The organism is Pseudomonas sp. Yb2C2, assembly GCF_052112325.1.
GTDB classification, from domain to species: Bacteria; Pseudomonadota; Gammaproteobacteria; order Pseudomonadales; family Pseudomonadaceae; genus Aquipseudomonas; species Aquipseudomonas marginalis.
This window is the reverse complement of the sequence record NZ_JAVAJK010000021.1, coordinates 1-23,184: the sequence shown is the minus strand read 5'-3', so window position 1 is coordinate 23,184 and position 23,184 is coordinate 1. Positions and strand designations below refer to the sequence as shown.

Sequence of the window (23,184 nt, the reverse complement as noted above, 5' to 3'; positions counted from 1 at the left end):
AGGGCTACGTTTCTGACGCGAAACATATTCACATCCCAAACTTGCCACCGCCGATGCCCGACATTTATGGAACCAATGCCGGAGGAACACCTTTGTGCGCTCCCGACACTCACCGGAGGTCTGAAGCAGGTCCAGGGAGGACCAACAACCAAAGGTAATGAAAATGTCATCCTCATTGAGCGTCCAACCACGCCCCTCGGTTATAGATCACTCCATTGCATCGACGCCTGCTCAGTCGCAGGCCACCCCTGGTAACACCCTGTCCATACACAGCGACCCAGCTTCAACACCTGCACGACGCTCCTCGGATGAATCGCAGCCTCTTTCACCCCAAGCACGCGCGCAGGCAAACGCACAGAACTGGAAGAACCTCGCGCACCAGCTCACCGAGGCGACGAAGAGCCTGGGAGAGGACGCGACTCCAGCAGCCGTGTTGTCACATTTGAAAACCACTCAAACAGTCATTGATCCACACTCGGCCTTTCACCCGTCCGGCATGCCGGGCAGCGAGTCCGCCGCCAGCCTGGAAAGCTTTATCAAGCATCACGATTTACCTATCCCTGAAACCCGAGCTGACCTGGTTCACTTGGCAGATGCCGCTAACGCTCGGGCCCTGGAACCGCCGCTGGGTGATCTAGGAGGTGGCTTATCCTGGCCCCTTCCCCTGACCCAGGAACAACGGCGCAAGATACGGGTCATCGTCGAGTCCAGCATCCTGCGCAGCAATATCCGGACAGAGCCCTCCTTAGTCCGGGCGGAGCTGGCCAAAGCGGCGCTGGGTGCGCTTATCAAGGCCAGCGCTCTTTCGGATGTCGAACTGCAAGACCCGGCCAGGGCGCTGGACACCCTGCTCAAGTCCCCCATGGCCCAGAAGATAGGGCAAGGGATCCAGGACGGGCTGAATGGTATCGACACGCCAACCAGCATCAGCGATTACGTGTTGGCCGCCCTTCACATCGGTCTCGATCGTGAATCCGTCGTGTTGCCTGTGAGAAATTCAATCGCCGGCTTTGACTTGAGCCATCAAGACTATTGGGGCCTGCCACCGTCAGCCATCGTCGAGGGGCTCAGTAAACATCTGGTGACTAAAGGCAGGGCCACGCCGGCCACGGCCAAGCTGGCCACCCACCTGTTGCTGTCACGCACAGCCCCCCAGTTCCTGGTCAAGGATATTCCCGACACACTGGTGAACGGCAGCCAGGCCTGGGTGAGTTTCTGCCTTGCGGTGGCCAAGGTCGAAGCGAGTGCGCCGGGGACCGCATCACAAATGAGCTACGGCCAGGTCATGAGTGCCGCACAAGCCTTGAATGGTCCTGCGGAACACGCCATCACGCCGTTGTTACTGGATTGGGGCGTGTCCAATGGTTTGGTCGAAAAGAAGGACGATGCCCTCTACACCCCTGAGGAAGTGGACAGCATCCGGACCGCGTTCAATGAGCAGTTAAGTGCCAGAATCAAGGCCTCCCAATCACTCACTGCCGAGATTCCAAGTAGAAAAGCCATCGCCCTGGAAAAACTCAAGGAGCATTTTGGCGAGCGCACTGACTTTGAGTCGAAAAGTCTCTCAACCGTCTCCGATGACAAAGCCAAGCAACTGGATGGCAAGCACTCGATGCTGGACATGGCCATGATGGGCATCAACGTCAACTGGAAAACCGACGACCCTGGCCTTCCTATCCATGCGATCAACCAGCAACCCAGGCTCAACGTCAATGGGATATTCCTGGGGCAATACGAATCGGCAATCGAATCACTCAAAGATGGCATTGAGACCCAGGTAAAACACATGATTTCCGAGCTGCCACTGGAAGATCGGAAAAACCTGGAGTTCGGTAAAATCGAATTATTTCAATACAACCAATACAAGATTGGCAGGGGTTTCATAAACCCGGCCACTTTCCAATCCAAGCTCAATGAATTGCTGGTAAGAACCGAAAGGCAGGTTGACGGAAAAACCGAGGTCAATGTTTATGAGATCGATGTCCGGAACAAACGCATCGTCAAGCGACAGAGTGAGGCAGCCATTACGCGGGGTGGATGGCGCGACGCGAATATATCGACCAAAGTGGAAAAGTTCACCCCTGAGCACAAGGACCGGCTCGAGCGAGAACAGCCGCCGGAGGACCCTTCTCGTCCCCCATCGAGTTTCACCTCTACCCGAACACACGACCTGGCAGGCGCTTTTTTTGAGCACCTTGGTATCAGGAACCAATGGCAGCAAGCCAGGGGAAGCACGACATTCGATCAGCAGAAAGAAAGTGATGAGCGACTCAGGCAGTTTGCTCTCAACTTGATTCCCTTGAGATCGGCCATTGTCAACTTTCGTGACGGTGACTATGAAGCCGGGCTTTTGGACCTCGGCCTGGATGCTCTCGGGCTGCTGACCATGGGTTACGGTGCTGCCGCAAAGCTCGCCAAGGTGGCTTCATCCTCGGCGTCCGCTGCCGTAAAGGCATTGCAGGCGGGTCGCGTCATCGGCAGTAGCCTTATCAGCTCGCTCAACCCGTTGAGCGGAGTGAGGGGCGCGGCGACGGGAGGCGCCAAGCTGGCCACGCGCGGCGCAAAATTTCTCGGCGACTCCGGGCAGGTACTGATCAACAAGGTGCGTGGCGCATCCGGAAGCTATGACCTGTTGAAGGCGGCAAACAAGCAATATGGCCCGACGCTGATAGGGTCTTATAAGGTCGGAGAGCAAAGCGTCGAAGGCTTTGCCGTGTTGAAAAACGATCAGTGGTTCAGTTATGACCCTGTCCGGAACCTGCCCTATGGCCCGCCAATCGAGGATTTCTCCCCCCTGCGCGGCAGTCTGTTCGATAGCGTCGCGGATATGCACCTGACGAGTGTAGGAACGAATATCGCTAAGGCGAGGACCTCCAACGCACTTCCAAAATTCAACCAGGGTTATCGAAGCGGTGCATTGGATGACCTGTCGGATTACGCTGGAGAGCGCAGTTTCGAAGCGTTGGTGGCACTCGCCGCAAAACCTGGCAGGACACCGGAAGAAATGGGGATTCTGGCCAGGGAGTTGAAGACCAGAAGAATTGAAGACGGCGAGTATTTCACCGCGCTGCTTGCCAGCGACGTCGGGAATCCCGGGGTTTCCATCAATCGCTTTGCCCAGTCGGACTACCTCGGCCGTGTCGATCTGACCTCCAAGGGCGATTGCGCCGGGCTATCGAATGCCATGGCGCTCGCCTTGCATCGAGGCGACGAAAAAATATTCCTCGACAATCTTCGCAAGGCGTCCACGACTAAATCGCCCTCTTCGCTGCATGACAAATTCAATCGCGATATAAAAACACTGCAGTACGCCGTAAACACAAAGGACACCTTCCATATAAACGCCGCCCCTTCACTGATCAATCATCAGTCCATCATCGACGACCTGAGCAAGTCCACTGCGTCAAAATACCTGAGAATCAGCACGGAAGATCACGCCATGCTGGCGGGTGTCAGAGTCAAGGATGGTCAAAAAGAGTGGTTTTTCTTCGAACCCAATGGCGGGCTGGTCAGTTTTGACAACGTAGAGTCCATGCGCGAAGGCATCGAAAAAATCCTCAGCAGCGGCGGTGTCAGCGCGACCTTGAAGCCTAAGGTTTCGCCGGCGGGCAAAAAGGAATTCCACGTGAGCGCTTTCCATCCCGATGACATCGTCACAGACAAGGTCGACAGTTTTGCGGTTTCAATCATGGTGTCCACGCCCTTGCCGTCTTGATGCATGGGACTGCCCCGGCCCCCGGCAGGGTTGGGGCTCCTGAAAAAGCAAGGCGTTGAACGGTGCGCAGGAGGGCGCCACTGACCGCTCGCGGCCCCTCGTGGTTAACGCGACATTTTCCTCCATTCCCGTCACAATGCCCGCGCCAACGGAACTTGCCGAGATTGACGCGACTCATTAGAGAATGGTCTTTCAACCGCTAAAGACCTGCACCTCCATTTTTTCGGGAACCCTCATTATGTCCGCAGCCCCCTCCACCCTCCTTGTCGTCGAAGACGATGCCATCGTGCGCATGTTGATCGTTGATGTGCTCGAAGAGTTGGAGTTCCTGGTGCTTGAAGCTGCCGACGCTGAAGAAGCCTTGAAGATTGTCGAAAATGCCGCGCAGCACATCGACCTGATGATGACCGACGTCGGCCTGCCGGATATGGACGGTAAGCAATTGGCAGCCAAGGTGCGTGAAGTGCGGCCCACCCTGCCGATCCTGTTTGCCAGCGGCTATGCCGAGAACATCGATGTGCCCGCCGGCATGCAGGTGATCGCCAAGCCGTTCTCCATCGATCAATTGCGCGACAAAGTCAAATCGATGCTGCCTGCCGCCTGACCCCCCCTCTTTTACACAGTGCAGCCCATCGAGGCGGCTATTTGTGCGTCTTTACCCACAGGTTCAAGCCGCCGTACGGATCGGCATTGATGAGTTCGCATAATTCGCAGGGATTAACGTGACGTTCGGGAAATAAAACAGGAAACTCATCGCCTTTATTCCCCGTCAGTCAAACGCACTTTGGAAGGACGCGACAACATGATTGGAAAACCGACGCGCCTGCTGTTGGCGAGCCTCTCGATACTCATGAGTACCGGCGCCTGGGCCGATTTCACCGCCACCCCCAGCGAAGCCCGGGCCATCGCCAAGGAAGCCTACCTGTATGGCTACCCAGTGGTGGAGATGTACAAGACGCTCTACACCCAGGCCGTCGACAAGGGCGGCGCCAACTTCAAGGCGCCGTTCAACCATATCGGCAATACAGCTCAGGTGTTCACCCCCAAGGACACCGCGGTCGTCACCCCGAACCTGGACACGCCCTACTCCTTCGTCTGGCTGGACCTGCGCAGCGAGCCTCAGGTTCTGACACTGCCCAGGATCGAAGACAACCGTTATTACTCGGTGCAGTTGATCGATCTCTACACACAGAACATCGCCTACCTGGGCACCCGCAGCACCGGCAACAACGGCGGCCACTACATGATCGCCGGCCCTGACTGGAAAGGTCAGCAACCGGTCAACGTGGACCGTGTGGTGTACAGCGAAAGCAACATCGCCTACGCCCTCTACCGTACGCAGTTGTTCGACGAGAAGGACCTGAACAAGGTCAAGCAGATTCAGAACGGCTACAAAGTGCAGTCACTGAGCAGCTACGTGAAGCAAGCCGCGCCGGCCAAGGCTCCGAAAGTGGAGTGGCCCAAGCCCATGGCGACCATGACCGAAGGTCCGCAACTGTTTCGCTACCTGAACTTCATGCTGGCCTTCGCCGCGCCCCAGGACAGCGAGAAAGACCTGCTGGCGCGTTTCGCCAAGATCGGTATCGCCCCAGGCGCGCCCTTCAAGGTCAAGGCGTTGACCGCTGAACAGCGCAAGGCCCTGGAAGACGGTATCTCCGATGCCCGCGCCGAGTTTGCCGCGTTCAAAAAGGACAAGGTTGACACGCATCAAGTCTCCAGTGCCGATTTGTACGGCAGCCGCGACCACCTGAACAACAACTACCTGTACCGCTACGCCGGTGCGGACATGGGGATTTTCGGTAACTCCGGCGATGAGGTTGCGTACCTGAGCTACGTCATCGACAGCGAGGGCAAGCCTGCCAACGGCGCACGCCACAGCTACACCGTGCATTTCGCCAAGGACCAGTTGCCACCGGCCGATGCGTTCTGGTCCCTGACCATGTACGACGCCAAGACCAAGCAACTGGTGCCCAACCACAAGAAACGCTACCTGATCAACTCGCACATGCTGTCCGGCCTCAAGCGCGACGCCGATGGCGGCCTGACCCTGGCCCTGCAGCACCACGAGCCGCCAAAAGCCGAGCAGAGCAACTGGTTGCCGGCCCCACCCGGTCCGTTCTACGCAATCCTGCGGATTTACCTGCCCACGCCTGAGGTGGGTAACGGCCAGTGGAAACTGCCGCCGTTGACGCCGCTCAAGTAACACCGCGTGCCCGGTCGCCGCAAGGCTGGACCGGGCCAGTCCTACCACGAGCCCTACCCCCTACTACCGCTGGTTTATCAACCTGTAAAACGGGTAACGTGCGCGCGATTGTCTATGGAGTTGCACTGCACATGACTTGCTGGAATGTCCTCGGCCTGGCCCCGGATGCCGATAGCCGCGCGATCAAGCGCCAATACGCCGCCCTGCTGAAGAAAACCCGGCCGGATGATGACCCCGAGGGTTTCCAGCGCCTGCGCGAAGCCTATGAGGCCGCGCTGGAGTGGAGCCAGGGGCAGCAGGAAGCTGACGAAGTGGTCATCGACATCCTGGGCGACGGCCTTGCCGACCACTACCAGGCAGCCATGGCCCATGGCAATGCGCTGCACTTTGAAATCCAGCTGTTGTTACGCGACATCGAGGGGCATCTCAACCCCGAAGACACCCGCTGGGCCTTTGAAACCTTCAACTGGCTGACGGCCTGGCAGCGCCTGGAGTTGCCCGGCGAGCTGATCGAAAGACTCGAGCGCAAGCACCGCAGCGCGTTGCAGCAACCCTTTCGCCAGGCCCTTGAGCAAAAGGACGAGGCCGCTTTCCTGGCTGCCTATGCCGCACGTTCCGAACATCCCTGGGTGAACAATCATCCCCATGCCGAGTGGTTCAACCAATGGCTGGCCCGCCTGCTTGCACAGAGTCACTACTGGTCGAGCGCAGTGTTCGACGCGGTGTGCGCCGGCCAGCACTGGCATGGCGGCGCCGGTCACGACTGCCCGGCGGGGGATTGGGCGCGGCTGTTGCAACGCCAGCAAGGCCCGGTCTTCATGGCACGCCAACGGGCACTGGCAGCCGAAGCGCCCAACAGCCCGCAACAACGTGCCGCCCGGCTGCTATTGGCACCGATGAGCCTGGGTCAGCGCCGTGCCTTCGCCCAACGCTTCGATGAACATGACTGGAAAGCCTGCCAGGCACTCAGCGCAGATATCTACGCCGACCATGTGGCCGAAGCCGAAGCGATGCCCGGCGGTACCGTGTATTTCTGGCAAGGCTGGGACACGACCATGGACACCTGGCCCTGGATTGTCGCACTGGTATTGAGCTGCCTGGTGGGCGTGCTGGTGAATGCCGAGCCCCTGGCCGGCAATGTGCTGCCGACCTTGGGCTACGGCCTGCTGTGGGCGTTGGGCGCCGTGATAGGCGCCGGATTGGCTTGGCAGGTCTGGCGCCCGCTGGCTCATCAGTACCGCGTGCTCGATGAACGACTCAGTGAGCACCTGCCGCGCTGGCTCAGCCCTACTCACCTGCCGTTGTTGCCGATACGGGACCTGCTGCCAGGGCTGGTCCTTGCCGCAGCGCTGGGTTACGCCTTCGGCCCGTTTGCCAGCCTGGCGCTGGTCGCGACCCTGGCGGTTATCGGCGTCATCAAGCGACCCTTCATGAACAGCCACACCCCCTGGACCGCCCGCCACCCGCGCTGGACGGCCCTGGGCATGGTGCTGTTGGTCACCAGTGGGATTGTGCTGTACGCCGGCTTGAAGGTGCTCGACAACCAGCAACACGTGACCCGTAACCAGGGCCTGCAACAGTGGCCCGAACGCCTGTGCAGCCGCATGCCTCGCACCGCCCCCGACTGTCAGGCGCCCGCCACCCAGGCACAGTGGTATGGCCAGGAGGCCGCGCAATGAATCCGAAATGGTTGTTACCCATCAGCCTGGTATTGGGCCTGGGATTGCTCGGTGTGGCCGGCGCCACCAAACCCCTGCAACGCGTGCAATTATGGCTCGACCAACGGGACAGCCCTTCCACCGCAACGGCCAGCGCACTGGCCCCGATCATTGACTGCGTGAACCGCATTGATCGCGATACGCGCCTGGCGTACTACCGTATGCGTTCGACACAGCCCGAAGCACCCACCCAGGATAAATTTGGCGACCGTGATGAGCCTGAACCGCGCCTTATCCAAGCGGCGGTCTGTTCGCAGTTGTACACACTCAAACTGGAGCGCCAGCAGCCCGGAAGCCACCTCGGTACTCTCGCCACGGTGTATGCCGACAAGCTGAATAAATTCACCTCGCTGGCAGACATGGTTGACCCGATACAAACCGAAGGTATGCCGTCGAACATACGCCAGTTTGTGGCACAGGCCATGAACAAGAGTCTGGAGGAGCAACTGGCCCAGCGGGGCGAAGAATACCTGCGGGCATCCGCCGAATTACGCAACCATTTGCAGGACGAAGACCTCCGTTTGCGCCCGGCACAGCTGGAGCGACTCGAATCGCGCTTCGGCCGGGACCTGCATTGGCACCTGCTCAACCATATGATCGCCGCCCGCCAGGCGATGAACCAGATTGACCAGGGTGTACGCGACGCCAGCCTGACGCCTCAGCAACTGCTCAGCTTGACCGAGACGCTGCAACAGGCCAGCGATGCCAGCAAGGACTTCCTGGTGAAAATGCCGCGCAGCAAACGGGAGGATGAAGCCACTCACCTCTGGTACGCCACCCGCGCGTCAGCCGACGCGTACCTCCAGGCGTTGCGCACCCTGCATCAGGACTGGCGGGAACACGCCCCACCACAGCAACTGAGCGATGACTACTACCTCATCACCCGTCGCTACGACGCCCTGCTCAGCTACTACAACAAACCCGCCAGGAATGCGTTCTAGTCCCTAGTGTTTTTTCAGCTTCACATACGACTGATGCAGGTCCGACGCCCAGCCATCGATCACGCCTTTCACGTCATCGGCCTTCATCACCTGCGAGTCGTTGGACAGCGGCTTGCCCGTGCCCTTGCGCACCACTTGGGCGAGCACCTTGCCACTGGCACCATCGAGGAACTGCGCCTCGGTACCCAGGGTGGTTTCCTGGTCTCGGATGCCGGTACCGGTACTCACCGCTGCCGCCACCAGGGCCACGGGCACGAATTCATAGGGTTTGAGGCCTTCGGTCTTGCTGCTGACGGCGGTGATCGCCGCACGTACCACCATCACACCGGGGCCGGGCCCGTTGGCCAGGGGCAGTGATTTGCCCAGCTCACGCTTGAGCGCCTGGTTGAAGTAGGTGTTGATGCCATTGAGGGTGCTGTCGGGGATTTTCGTGGTGGCCTGGGGCTTGGGGTAGAACTGCGTCGGTTCGATATACACCGCGGTATAGCGGCTCAGGTCGAGTTGGGGGTCTACCCAGCGCATCACCTCGACCCCCGAAGGCGACTTGGCTTCCTTGAGTTGGCTGTAGTCGGACAGAAAGCCTGAGTACTCGTCCGGTTGGGTGACCTTGCTGGCGCAGCCGGCCATTGCGATGGAGGCCACGCACAGCGTACTGATCATTAGCCTTAGTTTCATCATTGAACTCCCTGGCGATCATCATCGAAACATGGAGCTGTAGGTATAGCCAATCCTGGGGAAAAATGCGTATTTCCACCCAGTGTCTGACACACCGGCGTCCCCCATCGACGTTGCGCGAAGCGGGAGCCCCTCAGCCGCGTTCGCGCGGGATCAGGCTCTGCAACTGCGTAGCCAGGAAATTGGCGTCAAAGCCAAAGGTGTCCGGGTCTTTGAGGCCATTTGTTTTCTTCCACAGCCAGTCGTTTTTGTCGGCCGGCAGCACCAGCGACACACTGCCGTGGCGGGCAGCGGTCAAGCCCATCACCGACACCGAGATCAAACCGCCCACGCCCATGACTTCAGGCACGAACTCCACGGTCTTACCGGTGATCTGCACCAGCAGCTTTTCGGTCTTGAAGGTCGAGGTCTCCACCGGTACGCCCGGCCCGCTGGCGACATAGGCTTCACAGTGCACCTCCAGCAGGCCGACAGTCTTGACCGGCTCCAGCCATTGCTCGATCTGCCCGAACAGCTCGTCGAGCTTGTGCGTCCAGCGCGCCGACTGCACATCGAACTGCTGCTTCTTGTGCGCTTCGCTATCGGCGTAATGACGAAGCATCTCGCCCAGTTGCTGTACATCGTCCATTGCAGATTTCCTTGGGTGTGCCAGGTTGCGATGCCCGATCATGGCAGATGCGGCCACTCACCGTACGATTAACGCTGACAGGCCAGTGGGCGTGCTTGTCGACTGATCCGCTGTAATGAGGTTTTTCTGAGCCTGTTTTGTTTTTCCCGCGTTTCCTACAGTGCCCGCCACTTGGAACCGTGGGAGGACTAAGCATGAGCACAGCAATAACCGGGCAGGCCTATAACTATAAAGTCGTCCGCCAATTCGTGATCGCCACCCTTGTGTGGGGCGTGGTGGGTATGGCCATGGGCGTGTGGATCGCCTCGCAACTGGTCTGGCCGCAGATGAACCTGGACCTGCCCTGGACCACGTTCGGCCGGTTGCGGCCGTTGCACACCAGCCTGGTGATCTTTGGCTTCGCCGGCAGTGCGCAATTTGCCGCCAGCTACTATGCGGTGCAACGGACCTGCCAGGTGCGCCTGTTTTCCGACCGCCTCGCCGCGTTTACCTTCTGGGGCTGGCAGTCGGTGATCGTGATCATGCTGGTCAGCCTGCCCCTGGGCTACACCACCACCAAGGAATACGCCGAGATCGAGTTTTCCGGCGCGGTGTGGATGACCGTGGTGTGGGTGGCCTACGCCATTGTGTTCTTCACCACGGTGGTAAGGCGCAAGACCCGGCATATCTACGTGGGCAACTGGTTTTTCGGCGCGTTTATCCTGGTGATCGCCATGTTGCACGTGGTCAATCACCTGGCGATCCCGGTGGATTGGTTCAAGTCCTACCCGGTGTATTCCGGCGCGACCGATGCCATGGTGCAGTGGTGGTACGGGCATAACGCCGTGGGCTTTTTCCTCACCACCGGTTTCCTGGGGATGATGTATTACTTCGTACCCAAGCAGGTTGGCCGGCCGGTGTACTCCTATCGCCTGTCCATCGTGCACTTCTGGGCGCTGATCACCCTGTACATCTGGGCCGGCCCGCACCATTTGCACTACACCGCCTTGCCCGACTGGGCGCAGTCACTGGGCATGGCCATGTCGCTGATCCTGCTGGCCCCGAGCTGGGGCGGCATGATCAACGGCATGATGACCTTGTCCGGTGCCTGGCATAAGCTGCGCACCGACCCGATCCTGCGCTTCCTGGTGCTGTCCCTGGCGTTCTATGGCATGTCGACCTTCGAAGGCCCGATGATGGCGATCAAGACCGTCAACGCCCTCTCCCACTACACCGACTGGACCATCGGCCACGTACACGCCGGTGCCCTGGGCTGGGTGGCGATGATCACCTTTGGCTCGCTGTACCACATGATCCCCAAGCTGTTCGGCCGCGAGCAGATGCACAGCGTGGCGCTGATCAACCTGCACTTCTGGCTGGCAACCATCGGCACGGTGCTGTACATCGCCTCGATGTGGGTCAACGGCATCACCCAAGGCCTGATGTGGCGCGCGGTAAACGACGACGGCACCCTCACCTACTCGTTTGTCGAAGCCTTGCAGGCCAGCCATCCGGGGTTTGTGGTGCGGTTTGCGGGGGGCGTGTTTTTCCTCACGGGCATGTTGCTGATGGCCTACAACACTTGGCGCACGGTGCGGGTCGCAGACTTGAACGTGGCCCGGCTCGATGCGCGGATCGCCTGATATGTGGAGCGTGCTGATCGTGGTGTGCCTGTACGCTGCGGTGGAGTATTGCCTGCGCGGGCAGTCCGAGACGAGCCTGGACGAAGCCAGCATGTTGCCGTTCGCCGACGACCCGGAGGTGGCGCGGCGCGTGGAGCAGGCCACGGGTAAACCCATCCACGCCATTGCCGCGGAGCAACCCCGGCCGGGATGGGGCAACCTGGACATGTGAAACTGCTCCGGTCATTTGGCGGGCAACTGCGTATGACTATTCAGCGGCTGATGGGTAAGGTGAAGCGACTTTCCCTGTCAGGAGCATCACATGCGCACCATCGGCCTTATCGGCGGCATGAGCTGGGAGTCCAGCGCCGAGTACTACCGCATCATCAATCAGCGCGTGCGCGACCAGCTCGGCCCGCTGCGCTCGGCCCAGGTGTTGATGTACAGCGTGGACTTCGGCCCGGTGGAACAGGCCCAGCACGCCGGGCGTTGGGATGACACCGCGCTGATCCTGGAAGACGCCGCGCGCCGTTTGCAGGCCGGCGGCGCCGAATGCGTGGTGTTGTGTACCAACACCATGCACTTGGTGGCGCCGCGTATCGAGGCGGCGGTGTCGATTCCCTTCCTGCATATCGCCGATGCGGCCGCTGCGGCGGCGGTGGCAGCCGGCACCCTGACCGTCGGCTTGCTCGGCACCGCGTTCACCATGGAGCAGGATTTTCTCACGTCACGCCTGGCCGCCCAGGGCCTCACCGTGCTGGTGCCGGACGCGGAGGAGCGCCGCGCCGTGCACCGGATCATCTATGAGGAGTTGTGCGTCGGCGTGATCAGCGATGCATCACGCCAGGTTTATCTGCGGGTCATCGAGTCCCTGGCCGCACGGGGTGCCCAGGCGGTCATCCTCGGTTGCACGGAAATCAGCCTGTTGGTCAAGCCCGAACACAGCGACCTGCCGCTGCTGGACACCACCGAGCTGCATGCGCAGGCTGCGGTGGCGTTTGCGCTGGAGGGTTAAGCCGACTGGCGCAGGCGCGCCATGCTCAGGGTGTCGACAAACACCCCATCGCGCAGGGCGTAGTCACGCAAGCGCCCTTCGACCTCGAAGCCGAACTTGCGATACAGGTGGTGCGCGGCTTCGTTGTCGGCGTACACCGTGAGTTCCACCCGGTGCAGGTTCATCCAGTTGTCGGCCACGTCCAGCGCGGCCGTCAACAGCCGCGAGCCTACGCCCTTGCCCTGCCAGGCCGTCGCCACGCCCATGCCGAACGAACCGACATGGGCCTGGCGCACGCGCAGGTACTGTTCCAGGCCCAGTTGGCCGATCACCTCGCCGCCGTGCACCGCCACCAGTTGCAGGCGCCGCTCGTTGTCCATCACCAGGCGCTTGCGCCACGCCTCGACCGACTGGAACGGCATCTGCAGCACCTGCCGGCACACGGCCGGTTCGTTATAGAGCGCCGCCACACCTTCAAGGTGGGCCTCGGTAAAGCGCTGGATCACGATATGGGGTTCAGGTGCGTGCATGGGGTTTCATCCTTTGAAAGACACGTGGCCGGCCAGTGTAGAGGCCATGCCTGCTCCCTGGCTAGGACGCCGGCACGGTCGTCCATAACGACGGCCAGTCGCCGTAACCGACACCGGTGCAGCGCGGCATGCTATGAAATTCACTGAGCTGGAACGCCTTGCCGTCAAACACCCAGACACCACCGCCGCCACAGTCACCGATGCCACGCTGCTTGTAGAAATAACTCAAGGTGCCGGTGGCTTCGTCATAGCCCACCGAGCCTTGCAGCGCAGCGCCGTCCAACGGCAAGGGCTCAAGCGCCAGCGGCGTTTGCGCATAGGGCGCCTGACGCTGGCGGCTGGTCACGTCGAACTCACAGTTGTAGGCCGCGCAGTCGTAACGCACCACCGTCATCGCCTGTTGCGCCGTCAGCGCCCCGGCCTTTGCCTCGGGCTCACCCTCCTCCGGCGTCACGGCCTGCACTGCAGCGGCCACCAGGCCGGCCTGTTCCTGCGCGGTCAACGCCGGCGGCGCAGGGAACTTGCGCAACACCGGTGTCGGCAAACGTGGCGGCACCTCACGGGCCGGCGCTTTTCCGGGGCGTGCCAGGGCCGTCACGTTATCCACCCGCCCCTGCACCGCATCCATCAACAGCAGCGAAGCGCTCAGGCCGCTCAGCGACACATGGGCCTGCTCGTCGCCCGGCAATTGCAGGCGCTGGCCATTGCGCAAACGCTGCAACCAGCGCCGGGCCGCAGCGTCCTCGATCACGCCGTAAGACTGCACCTCGGGATCGCCGCCCTGATCGTCCAGTTCCACATGCAGATCCCGGGTCAGCTCCAGGCCCAGCGGCTGACCGTCCAACAGCAAGGTCGACAGGTCCAGCGCTTCGCCGCGGTGGTCGAAGCGCAAGCGCAGATACCCTTCGGGACCGGCCTGATGCCAGATATGTAAGGTCAGGGAGCTGTAGTCTTCTTCATCGACGCCACTGGGCGCGCTGAGGGCGTGGCAATTGCGCAGGTTGTCGCACCCGGTGACCCAGTTCTTGATTTCCCGCAGCAGCGGTACGGTTTCAGCGGGCGGTTGAGCGAAGGCCTGGGTGGCGCTGCCGGTCAGCAGCAGGGCCAGGAGTACGGGGCGCAGCATGGGGACTCTCCGTGTCGAAAAATGACGCGGATTGTCCCATGTTCACTGTTTAAGACGGTAGTACTCAGGGCCTGGCTTGGCCACGAACACGGGCTGCGTACTTTTCGAGACGCTGTGCGTGACGTTCGGCCTGTTGCTTGAGTGCCTGGCAGTATTCGGGGAGGCAATGCTGGGCATCGGGTGAGTTGACTTCGTCTGCCAGGCGCCGGGCAGCAGCGGCAGTGATCGGAGTACCACGTGGTCGCAATCGGCCTCTGACAACGGCGGCCCTATCGTTTACCAGCGTCGGGTGATTGAGCTTAAGGACCTCGACGGTGGCAACAGCGTCAGGCGTCAGACCTTCTACGTAGCCATCACTGGAATATCGAAACTGGCGCCCGACATTGGCTGACAGCGGAGAAACGAAGGGCTTTCGGGCCACGTCGTAGTCAGCTTTTTCCACGGCACCATAACCACAAGCCATTTTGGTTTGGCTGGAGGGATAACACGCTACCAAATTGTCGTAGGCGATGCTGTCAGCCTCGTGATGCGTTTGTGCAAGGACATGCTCAATGTGGCAACTGAATTGTGTGCCCTGCCCCTTTGTTTGGCATTCGGTCGCAGTGGGCAACCGCCGCAAGGTGTACGCGCATAAATGGAACTGCTCCTTCAAGAGCGCCTGGCGAACGGCCTCGCTCGGGAAGCTGCTTCCTTTGCCGTAGTAAAGGTTATGCGGCGTATTGCGGTTTTCTCTTTTCCATTCAATCAGCGCCCGTGGCTCGGCGCCTTTTTTGATAGACCTCACGCGCCGCCCTCTTCTAGCGACCTCAGAGAGTCAATACTGGCTTGGGCTTCAAGGACATCAGGGATTTTGCCGACCTGTTCGCGCAGTTTCGCGAGTTTAGCCTGGGCGGATTCAAGATTGTCGTCGTCGAGGTCACGGTAGATTGTTCTGAGTTGCTGGCTGACGTTTTGGTTTTGGGCCAATTCCCCCATCAGTTCCTCTATGACCTCACCACTTCGAAGGCCCAGTGAGCGCTCCGGATGACCGATATACTTGCCTTCCTTGAGCAGCATCACCGCCTCAGCAGGAAGTTCACCCAATATTTGCGGGGAGTGGGTGGTAATGATGAATTGGCAGTTGGGAAATGTTCGTTCCAACTTGGCGACAACGGTGCGTTGCCAACCTGGATGAAGGTGAAGATCCAACTCGTCAATAAGGACGACACCTTTGCCCTCCAATGGGTCAGGCACTTCGCGATTTAACAATGTAAGTCTTCGAGCCAAATCGCCAACCATTGCCAACAAGCATTTCTCTCCATCCGAAAGCTGCAGGACGTTGAATTCGAGGTTACCTTTGAGAACGGTCATCCTAAGTGTTGGCTTGCGACGTACTCGAATGTCCTTGAATCCTGTGAATATTTCAATTGCTCGCCGAACTGCTGAAAGCTCATGGTCACGGAATCCTGGAAGGTCTCGACTAATTTCATTTTCGAGATCTTCCTGGTTGCGAAACCAGATGAAAAATCTTTTAAAGTCAGCGCCGCCATGACCAAGTGCGTCGTCGTAACCTTCATCGATTGTGTTCACCAAACGCTCACGAACACGTAATGGAACATCTAAAACAGCCCGATGAACGTCGTAATAAACTGCAAGAGGCAACTGAATAGGCTTGTCACCAATGAGCTCGTAGTGAAGGGCATTGATTTCAAAAGACGCAGCCGTCTCTTTCACCAAAGCCAAATCACTACTACGTTCCTTGGGGTGTTTTCCTGATTTTCGGTTAAGTGCTATTGCCCAATCGACATCGTGCTCATCTTGGAACCCGACGACAACCTTCAGTCGTGTGTATTCAGCGCCAGTCTTGATGTCATCTTTTGATATTGCTCTGGACTTCGAAGCCTGATTAACAATGCGCGCCGTCAAATTCGAAAGCGTAATCGCCAACGCATCCAGAATCGAAGACTTGCCCACCCCATTGACGCCCACCAAAGCAACAGTCTTCTTACCCTCGAAGTCGAGCTCCATGTGCTCGATGCCGCGAAAATTGACGAGAGTAAAACGCTTGATCTGCATGATCGGCTTCCAACGTGTCCGGCCAGGTCAGCCAGTCTTAAAAGAATGCACGGATCATAGTAATTATCGACAGCTGTGTCACGGCGCCGAGGGCTGCCTCTCTCAGCCCCGCGCAGCCACACGCCACACCCGCGCAATATCCGCCGCGCGCTCGCGTAGCAAACGCGGTGCCTCACTGCAGGCCTGCTCCAGGCTTATCGGGCCGCTTGGCAAGGCAAACGCCGCTGCCACGCCATGGGCGTACATCTGCTCGTAGCCGTCGCCCAGGGTGCCGGCGATGACAATCACCGGTACGCCGTGTTGCCGGGCGATGCGGGCCACGCCGAAGGGGGTTTTGCCGCGCAGGGTCTGGGCGTCGAAGCGGCCTTCGCCGGTGATGACCAGGTCGGCGCCGCGTACGGCTTCGTCAAGGCCCACCAGTTCGGCAACGACTTCCACGCCCGCGCGGAACTGCGCGCCGAGGAACGCCTTGGCGGCAAACCCCAGGCCGCCGGCGGCGCCGCTGCCGGGCTCGTCGCGCACGTCCTTGGGCAGGACCTTGGCGCAGTGATCGGCGAAGTGGCCGAGGGCGGCGTCCAGTTGTTGCACCTGCCCGGGGCTGGCGCCTTTTTGCGGGCCGAAAATCGCCGAGGCGCCGTGGGGGCCGCACAGTGGGTTGTTCACATCGGCGGCGATTTCAAAGCGTACCTGGGCCAGGCGCGGGTCGAGTTTTTCCAGGTTGATATGCGCCAGCCGTGACAAGGCCAGGCCTCCGGGCGGCAAGGCCTGTTCCGCAGCGTCGAACAGTTGCACGCCCAGGGCTTGCATCGCCCCCGCGCCGCCGTCGTTGGTGGCGCTGCCGCCAATTGCCAGAATGATGCGCTGGGCACCCAGGTCCAGGGCCGCGCGAATCAGCTCGCCGGTGCCGTAGGTGCTGCTGGTGCACGCATCGCGCTGGCCTGGCGCTACCAATTGCAGGCCGCTGGCTTCGGCCATTTCGATAATCGCGGTGTGGCTGTCAGCCAACCAGCCCCAACGTGCTTCAACCGTACCGCCCAGAGGGCCACATACCGCCTGGCGGCGCAATTGGCCGTTACAGGCGGCGAGCACCGCGTCCACCGTGCCTTCACCACCGTCCGCCATCGGGCACTGGATCAGCTGTGCGTCCGGCCAGACCTGCGCCAACCCTGCGGCAATGGCCTGGGCGACGCCCTCGGCACTCAGGCTGTCCTTGAACGAGTCGGGTGCGATGATGATTTTCATGGGCTTTCTCCGGTTTTTATCACGCCCATGCTGCCAGTTGGCACCGCCGCTGACGCCGGTCCGATGCACAAGTACGAGTAAGGTTTGTTGTTCATTCCGACAAAGCCTGGGGCAATAACTGCACGCCGAGGTACAGCGCCAACATCCCATCCAGGGTCAGCGGGTCGACGCCGCTGAGTTCGGCGATGCGCTCCATGCGGTAACGCAGGCTGTTGCGGTGAATGCCGAGGGCGTCGGCACAGGCCTGGCTTTGCCCGTCGTGTTCGCACCAACTGCGCAGCGTGGCCTGGAGTTGGCCGTTGCTGTCCTTGGCCAGCACCTTGCGCAAGGGGTTGAGCAGTTCGTCGAGGGCATCGTCGTTGCGATGACGCCAGAGCATCACGGGCAGGCGGTAGCGGTTGAGGGTCAACAGCCGCGAGTGCGGCAGTACATCGCGACCGTACGCCAGCAAATCGCCGACCCGCCGATAACACCGGCGCAGCCCCGCCAGCCCATCGGCCTGCCCGCCCACGGCCACACGCAGGATAGTCCAGCCCAGGCCTTCGAGTTTTTCCAACAGGCGCGGATTGTCGACGGGCACGGCGGCAGGCCGGCACCACAACAGGGAAAACTGCGCCGAGCTGACACACCAGCTGTCCGGGTAACGCGACGTCAACCAGGTACTCAAGGCCTCCGCTGATTGCCCCGCGCCCAGTTCGAACAGGTACGGCGTGCGCGCCAGCTGCGGCTTGAGGCCCAGTTGCCGGGCTTCATCAATCAGGCGCGGTGAGTCGCCACCGTCGGCCAGCAACAAGGCCAATAGATCGTCGCAGCGCTGGCGTCGCCACTGTTGCTCGACCTGCTGATGCCGGTGGCTGACCAGCATCTCGGCGGTCATGCGCACCAGCTCGGCGTACGTGCGCAAGCCCTCCGGCTCGCCAGTGATGCCCAGCACGCCAATCAGGCGCTGATCGTGCATCAGCGGCAGGTTGATGCCCGGCTGCACGCCCTTGAGGTGCTTGGCGGTCTGCCCGTCGATCTCGACCACGCGACCGTTGGCCAGTACCAGTTGCGCGCCTTCGTGGCGGGTGTTGATGCGCTCGGGTTCGCCGCTGCCGAGGATCAGGCCCTGGCTGTCCATGACGTTGACGTTATAGGGCAGGATCGCCATGGTGCGATTGACGATATCCTGCGCCAGGTCATGATCCAGCTCGAACATGCGGCCATCTCCTTGAAAGGAAGTCCTTGAAAGCGTGGTTGTTCATCGGCACAGCGCAAAGCATGCATCACTGTGCGCAAGCACAAAGACAGCACCCCGCCACGTGGCCGAGACTCGTTGGGCGATCAACGTTACCCTCGCATCGCAAAAAATCATAATAAAGAGAGATTCCCATGTCACAGAGCGCCGCTGTCACACTGGCCACCGATGACGATAAAAACGCCATCTACAAGCGCATTACCCTGCGCCTGATCCCCTTCATTTTCATCTGCTATCTGTTCAACTACCTCGACCGGGTCAACGTTGGCTTTGCCAAGTTGCAGATGCTCGATGCGCTGAAATTCAGCGAAACCGTATACGGCCTGGGCGCCGGGATCTTCTTTATCGGCTACGTGCTGTGCGGCGTGCCGAGCAACCTGGCGCTGACCAGGTTCGGTCCACGGCGCTGGATTGCCTTGATGATGATCGTCTGGGGCACACTGTCCACCTGCCTGCTGTTCGTCACCACGCCTACGCATTTCTACACCTTGCGCCTGTTTACCGGCGCGGCTGAAGCCGGCTTCTTCCCCGGTGTGGTGCTGTACCTCTCGCAGTGGTTCCCGACGTTCCGCCGTGGGCGGATCATGGCGCTGTTCATGTCGGCGATCCCGGTGTCCGGTTTGCTTGGCAGCCCGTTTTCCGGCTGGATCCTCAACCACTTCGCCGCCGGCCAGGGCGGCCTGGCGGGCTGGCAGTGGATGTTCCTGCTGCAAGGCATCCCGACCGTGATCCTCGGCGCCCTCGCCTACTTCCTGCTCAGCGACAGCTTTGCCCATGCCAAGTGGCTCAAGCCCCACGAGCGCGCCGTGCTGGAAGCCGATCAGGCCACCGACCTGGCCAACAAGCCGAAAACCACCACCGATTCACTCGCCGCAGTGTTCAAGAACCCGGCGATCTGGGCGTTCGGCCTGATCTACTTCTGCATCCAGAGTGGCGTATACGCCATCAACTTCTGGCTGCCGTCGATCATCAAGAACCTGGGCTTCAGCGATAACCTGGTGATCGGCTGGCTCAGTGCGATTCCGTATCTGCTGGCAGCGGTGTTCATGTTGCTGGTGGGCCGCTCGGCGGACTTGCGCAAGGAGCGTCGCTGGCACTTGGTGGTGCCGATGCTGATGGGCGCCATCGGCCTGGTGATCGCGGTGAATTTCGCCACCACCCCGGCCATCGCTATCCTCGGCCTGACCATCGCCACCATGGGCGCCCTCACCGGCCTGCCGATGTTCTGGCCGGTGCCGACCGCCATGCTCAGCGCAGGCGCAGCCGCTGGCGGCCTGGCGCTGATCAACTCCATGGGCCAGATGGCCGGCTTCCTCAGCCCGTATATCGTCGGTTTTGTGAAGGATGCCACCGGGTCCACGGATGTGGCGTTGTACCTGCTGGCGGCGGTGATTGTGGCGGGCAGTGTGCTGGCGTTGCGGATGACGCGGACCTTGAAGGTATAACGCGGTCCATGTGGGAGGGGCGGTGCGACGATTCGACTTGCCCCCTCCCACCTTTAGCCTGCGTTTACAGCAGGCCGCCGCCGTCGATATCAATGACAGCGCCGGTCATGTAGCCATTTTCCATGGCCAGCACATACCCCGCCGCCACTTCCTCGGCCTGCCCCACGCGCCCCACCGGCAGCGCGCCACCTGCCTTGGCAAACATCGCCAGGCGCTGGTCCTCGGCCAACCCCGCATACGCCGGGGTATCAATCACGCCGGGACTCACCACGTTGACCCGACGCGGCGCCAGCTCCTTGGCCAACTGCTTGCCCAGGGCTTCAGTGGCGGCGTTGATACCGACTTTGATGAACTGCCCCGGTGCCAATTTGCGCCCCAGTTGCCCGGAGGTCAGGCTGATGCTGCCGTGCTCATCGAGGAAAGGCAGCGCGTGCTGGATCGCCCGCAAGGCGCCCCAGAGTTTCACGTTGAAGTTGTCCTGGGCCTCGCCCAGGTCGGTTTCGGCCAAGGCCTTGGCGCGCACCGCGGGGCCGGAGGTGTACACCAGATGGTCAAACCGCCCGACGGTTTCGAACAACCGTTGCAGGGACGCGGCGTCGGTGACGTCCACTGGTTCGCTGCGCAGGCCGTTATCGCGGCCCGACGATAGGCGCCGCCCCGCCAGCACCACCTGGGCACCGCGTGCGGCTGCGGCCTTGGCCACGGCTGCACCGATGCCGCTGCTGCCGCCGATGACGATGACCGTTTTGCCGTTGAGTGAGGAATTCATGGGGAAGTGTCCTGGGTCAGAAAGTGAGCGTTCATCTTCCCAGCTTGGCAATCAATGAAAAATCCCGGTAAAACGACAGGATCTTTAAGGGATTTTTACAAATGAGCTCAATCCTCGACCTCGAAGTGTTCGCACGCACCGCCGACACCGGCAGCCTGTCTGCCGCCGCACGCGGGCTCGGCCTGACCCCCGCAGCGGCCAGCATTGCCCTCAAGCGCCTGGAAACCCGCTTGGGTACCCGCCTGCTGGCACGCTCCACCCGCAGCATGCGCCTGACCGAAGAAGGCCGGCGCTACCTCGACAGCGTGCGCGAGGCCCTGGCCGCCTTGGCCGAAGGCGAGCAAGCGCTCAAGCAGCAGAGCCAGGGCCTGACCGGCTTGTTGCAGTTGGCCGCGCCCTCGGATTTCGGCCGTAATGTGGTGCTGGGCTGGCTGGATGAGTTCAAGCTGGAACACCCGCACATCCGCCTGCAACTACTGCTCAACGACAGCAATGCCGACCTGTTCCGCGACACCGTCGACATCGCCCTGCGCTTCGGCGTCCCACGGGACTCCAGCCTGGTGGCGCTGCCGGTGGTGCCCGATCACCAACGCCTGCCCTGCGCCAGCCCCGACTACCTGGCGCGCCACGGCACGCCGCGCACCCCGGCGGAGTTGGCGCAGCACAATACGCTGCGGTACATGCGCCAGGGCCGGGCCAACAGCACCTGGTACTTTCGCCAGGGCACTAGGTTGCAGGAAGTCGAAGTGACGGGCGACTACCTGAGCGATGACGGTGAAATTGTGCGGCGCTGGGCGCTGGCAGGCCACGGGATTGCCTACAAAGCCAATCTCGACATCGCCCGGGACCTCAAGGCCGGACGGCTGGTGCAACTGCTGCCGGACTGGCAAGGCGAACCCACCCCGTTCAACCTGATGTGCCCGCACCGCCTGCAAGTGTCGGAGCGGGTGAAAGTGCTGCACCGATTTCTGCAAGGGCGTTGCCAGGCCTTGCTGAGTGCATGAAGAAACGCCCGCAGGGCTTGTTCCAGAGCCTGCGACTCTGGTATTGCATAGGTCACGTCTCACTGCCGCAAGGAGCTTTGCATGATTTACCGCACATTGGGCCAGTCCGGTTTGAAGGTCAGCGCCTTGACCCTGGGCACCATGATGTTTGGCGAACAGACCCACACCGAGGACTCGCTGCGCATCATCGACAAGGCCTGGGACCAGGGCATCAATTTTATCGACACTGCGGATGTCTACACCGGCGGGCGCTCCGAGGAAATCGTCGGCGAGGCCATCGCTCGCCATCGTCAGGATTGGGTGGTGGCGTCGAAAGTCGCCATTGGCCCCACCGAGGGCCTGCCCAACCGCAGTGGCCTGAGCCGCAAGCGCATCTTCAACGCGCTGGAAGCCAGCCTCACCCGTCTCGATACCGACTACCTCGACATCTACTACCTGCACCGCGAAGATCACGACACCCCGCTGGAGGTGACGGTATCGGCCATCGGCGACCTGATTCGCCAGGGCAAGATCCGCTACTGGGGCCTGTCCAACTATCGCGGCTGGCGGATTGCCGAGGTGATCCGCGTCGCCGAACGCCTGGGCGTGGACAAACCGGTGATCAGCCAGCCGTTGTACAACATCGTCAACCGCCAGGCTGAAGTCGAACAGATCACCGCCGCTGCCGCGTACGGCCTGGGCGTCGTGCCTTACAGCCCACTGGCGCGCGGCGTGCTCAGCGGCAAGTACGCACCGGACGTGACCCCCGAAGCCGGCAGCCGTGCGGCACGCCAGGACAAGCGCATCCTGGAAACCGAATGGCGCGTGGAGTCGTTGCGCATCGCCCAGCAGATCCAGCAATACACCCAGGGCCGTGGCGTGGGCATTGTCGAGTTTGCCATCGCCTGGGTGCTGAACAACGCGGCGGTGAGCTCGGCGATCGTGGGGCCGCGCACCGAGGCGCAGTGGGATGCCTACACCGGCGCGCTGGACGTGAAGATCACGGCTGAGGATGAAGCGTTCATTGATTCGTTGGTAACGCCGGGGCATTCCTCTACGCCGGGGTTCAACGATGTGGGCCATTTTGTCTCGGGCCGAGTGGCGCGCGCATAGCCTGTTTGACCAAGTAAGGGTTGCGGAGCGGCCTTACTGTGGTGAGCTGCCTTGCTGTGGTGAGCGGGCTTGCCCCGCGCTGGGCTGCGCAGCAGCCCTTTAAAGCCGTCGCGTTTTTCCAGGAAAACCTCGTCGCCAGTTATTGGGGCTGCTTCGCAGCCCAGCGCGGGGCAAGCCCGCTCACCACTACTACCACTACTACCACTACC

20 protein-coding genes are annotated in these 23,184 nt (G+C 61.0%); 11 read left to right on the top strand and 9 right to left on the bottom strand.

What is annotated here, in order from left to right:
• Positions 1–163 precede the first annotated feature (163 nt).
• From Q8X51_RS24840 to Q8X51_RS24820, 5 genes are all read left to right on the top strand, one after another.
• The gene (locus Q8X51_RS24840; RefSeq protein WP_323159188.1) at positions 164–3,715 is read left to right on the top strand and encodes a hypothetical protein; all 3,552 of its coding nucleotides are present in this window, start codon (positions 164–166) and stop codon (positions 3,713–3,715) included.
• 238 nt (positions 3,716–3,953) lie between these two features.
• The gene (locus Q8X51_RS24835; protein ID WP_065927512.1) at positions 3,954–4,319 is read left to right on the top strand and encodes a response regulator; all 366 of its coding nucleotides are present in this window, start codon (positions 3,954–3,956) and stop codon (positions 4,317–4,319) included.
• A 198-nt stretch (positions 4,320–4,517) separates the two neighbouring features.
• Positions 4,518–5,918, top strand: coding sequence for a DUF1254 domain-containing protein (locus Q8X51_RS24830; RefSeq protein ID WP_065927511.1), 1,401 nt, complete (start codon positions 4,518–4,520; stop codon positions 5,916–5,918).
• Positions 5,919–6,049: 131 nt separating this feature from the next.
• Complete coding sequence (locus tag Q8X51_RS24825; protein WP_323159186.1) at positions 6,050–7,597, top strand: J domain-containing protein; 1,548 nt, start codon at positions 6,050–6,052, stop codon at positions 7,595–7,597.
• A complete protein-coding gene (locus Q8X51_RS24820) occupies positions 7,594–8,577 on the top strand; it encodes a DUF3829 domain-containing protein (protein ID WP_065946976.1) in 984 nt (327 codons plus the stop codon). The genes Q8X51_RS24825 and Q8X51_RS24820 overlap by 4 nt, the downstream gene beginning before the upstream one ends.
• A gap of 3 nt (positions 8,578–8,580) precedes the next feature.
• On the opposite strand, the gene Q8X51_RS24815 is transcribed toward Q8X51_RS24820, so the two are convergent.
• Positions 8,581–9,252: a DUF3313 domain-containing protein gene (locus Q8X51_RS24815; RefSeq protein ID WP_074846816.1), complete on the bottom strand. Its 672-nt coding sequence runs from the start codon at positions 9,250–9,252 to the stop codon at positions 8,581–8,583.
• Between the two features lie 133 nt (positions 9,253–9,385).
• Complete coding sequence (locus Q8X51_RS24810; protein WP_065927507.1) at positions 9,386–9,880, bottom strand: hypothetical protein; 495 nt, start codon at positions 9,878–9,880, stop codon at positions 9,386–9,388.
• A gap of 194 nt (positions 9,881–10,074) precedes the next feature.
• Here Q8X51_RS24810 and ccoN point away from each other — a divergent pair, with 194 nt between their 5' ends.
• The 3 genes from ccoN (at position 10,075) to Q8X51_RS24795 (ending at position 12,496) form a co-directional block, all read left to right on the top strand.
• Complete coding sequence (gene ccoN, locus Q8X51_RS24805) at positions 10,075–11,502, top strand: cytochrome-c oxidase, cbb3-type subunit I (protein WP_065927506.1); 1,428 nt, start codon at positions 10,075–10,077, stop codon at positions 11,500–11,502.
• A gap of 1 nt (position 11,503) precedes the next feature.
• Entirely contained in the window at positions 11,504–11,713 is a 210-nt protein-coding gene (locus tag Q8X51_RS24800) for a hypothetical protein (RefSeq protein WP_065946973.1), read from the top strand.
• A gap of 90 nt (positions 11,714–11,803) precedes the next feature.
• Positions 11,804–12,496 (top strand): aspartate/glutamate racemase family protein, encoded by a 693-nt coding sequence (locus tag Q8X51_RS24795; RefSeq protein WP_065927504.1) that lies wholly within the window; start codon positions 11,804–11,806, stop codon positions 12,494–12,496.
• Here the strand turns inward: Q8X51_RS24795 and Q8X51_RS24790 are convergent.
• From Q8X51_RS24790 to Q8X51_RS24765, 6 genes are all read right to left on the bottom strand, one after another.
• Positions 12,493–13,005, bottom strand: a complete 513-nt coding sequence (locus Q8X51_RS24790; protein WP_253490053.1) for a GNAT family N-acetyltransferase — start codon at positions 13,003–13,005, stop codon at positions 12,493–12,495. The genes Q8X51_RS24795 and Q8X51_RS24790 overlap by 4 nt on opposite strands.
• A gap of 61 nt (positions 13,006–13,066) precedes the next feature.
• Positions 13,067–14,131: a DUF1176 domain-containing protein gene (locus tag Q8X51_RS24785; protein ID WP_407694209.1), complete on the bottom strand. Its 1,065-nt coding sequence runs from the start codon at positions 14,129–14,131 to the stop codon at positions 13,067–13,069.
• A 64-nt stretch (positions 14,132–14,195) separates the two neighbouring features.
• Positions 14,196–14,915, bottom strand: coding sequence for a hypothetical protein (locus tag Q8X51_RS24780; protein WP_407694208.1), 720 nt, complete (start codon positions 14,913–14,915; stop codon positions 14,196–14,198).
• Positions 14,912–16,186 carry an AAA family ATPase gene (locus Q8X51_RS24775; RefSeq protein ID WP_065927500.1) on the bottom strand — a complete coding sequence of 425 codons (1,275 nt, stop codon included), beginning with the start codon at positions 16,184–16,186 and terminating at the stop codon, positions 14,912–14,914. Before Q8X51_RS24775 ends, Q8X51_RS24780 begins: the two co-directional genes overlap by 4 nt.
• Positions 16,187–16,288: 102 nt before the next feature.
• Positions 16,289–17,428, bottom strand: coding sequence for a glycerate kinase (locus tag Q8X51_RS24770; RefSeq protein WP_065927499.1), 1,140 nt, complete (start codon positions 17,426–17,428; stop codon positions 16,289–16,291).
• A 91-nt stretch (positions 17,429–17,519) separates the two neighbouring features.
• Positions 17,520–18,626 carry a sugar diacid recognition domain-containing protein gene (locus tag Q8X51_RS24765; RefSeq protein ID WP_065927498.1) on the bottom strand — a complete coding sequence of 369 codons (1,107 nt, stop codon included), beginning with the start codon at positions 18,624–18,626 and terminating at the stop codon, positions 17,520–17,522.
• A 173-nt stretch (positions 18,627–18,799) separates the two neighbouring features.
• Here Q8X51_RS24765 and Q8X51_RS24760 point away from each other — a divergent pair, with 173 nt between their 5' ends.
• Positions 18,800–20,110, top strand: a complete 1,311-nt coding sequence (locus Q8X51_RS24760) for an MFS transporter (RefSeq protein ID WP_065927497.1) — start codon at positions 18,800–18,802, stop codon at positions 20,108–20,110.
• Between the two features lie 64 nt (positions 20,111–20,174).
• Here the strand turns inward: Q8X51_RS24760 and Q8X51_RS24755 are convergent, their stop codons facing one another.
• Positions 20,175–20,879 (bottom strand): SDR family oxidoreductase, encoded by a 705-nt coding sequence (locus Q8X51_RS24755; protein WP_065927496.1) that lies wholly within the window; start codon positions 20,877–20,879, stop codon positions 20,175–20,177.
• 101 nt (positions 20,880–20,980) lie between these two features.
• Between Q8X51_RS24755 and Q8X51_RS24750 the strand changes: the two genes are divergently transcribed.
• Complete coding sequence (locus Q8X51_RS24750; protein WP_065927495.1) at positions 20,981–21,883, top strand: LysR family transcriptional regulator; 903 nt, start codon at positions 20,981–20,983, stop codon at positions 21,881–21,883.
• A gap of 81 nt (positions 21,884–21,964) precedes the next feature.
• Positions 21,965–22,975, top strand: coding sequence for an aldo/keto reductase (locus tag Q8X51_RS24745; protein WP_065927494.1), 1,011 nt, complete (start codon positions 21,965–21,967; stop codon positions 22,973–22,975).
• Positions 22,976–23,184: the final 209 nt, after the last annotated feature.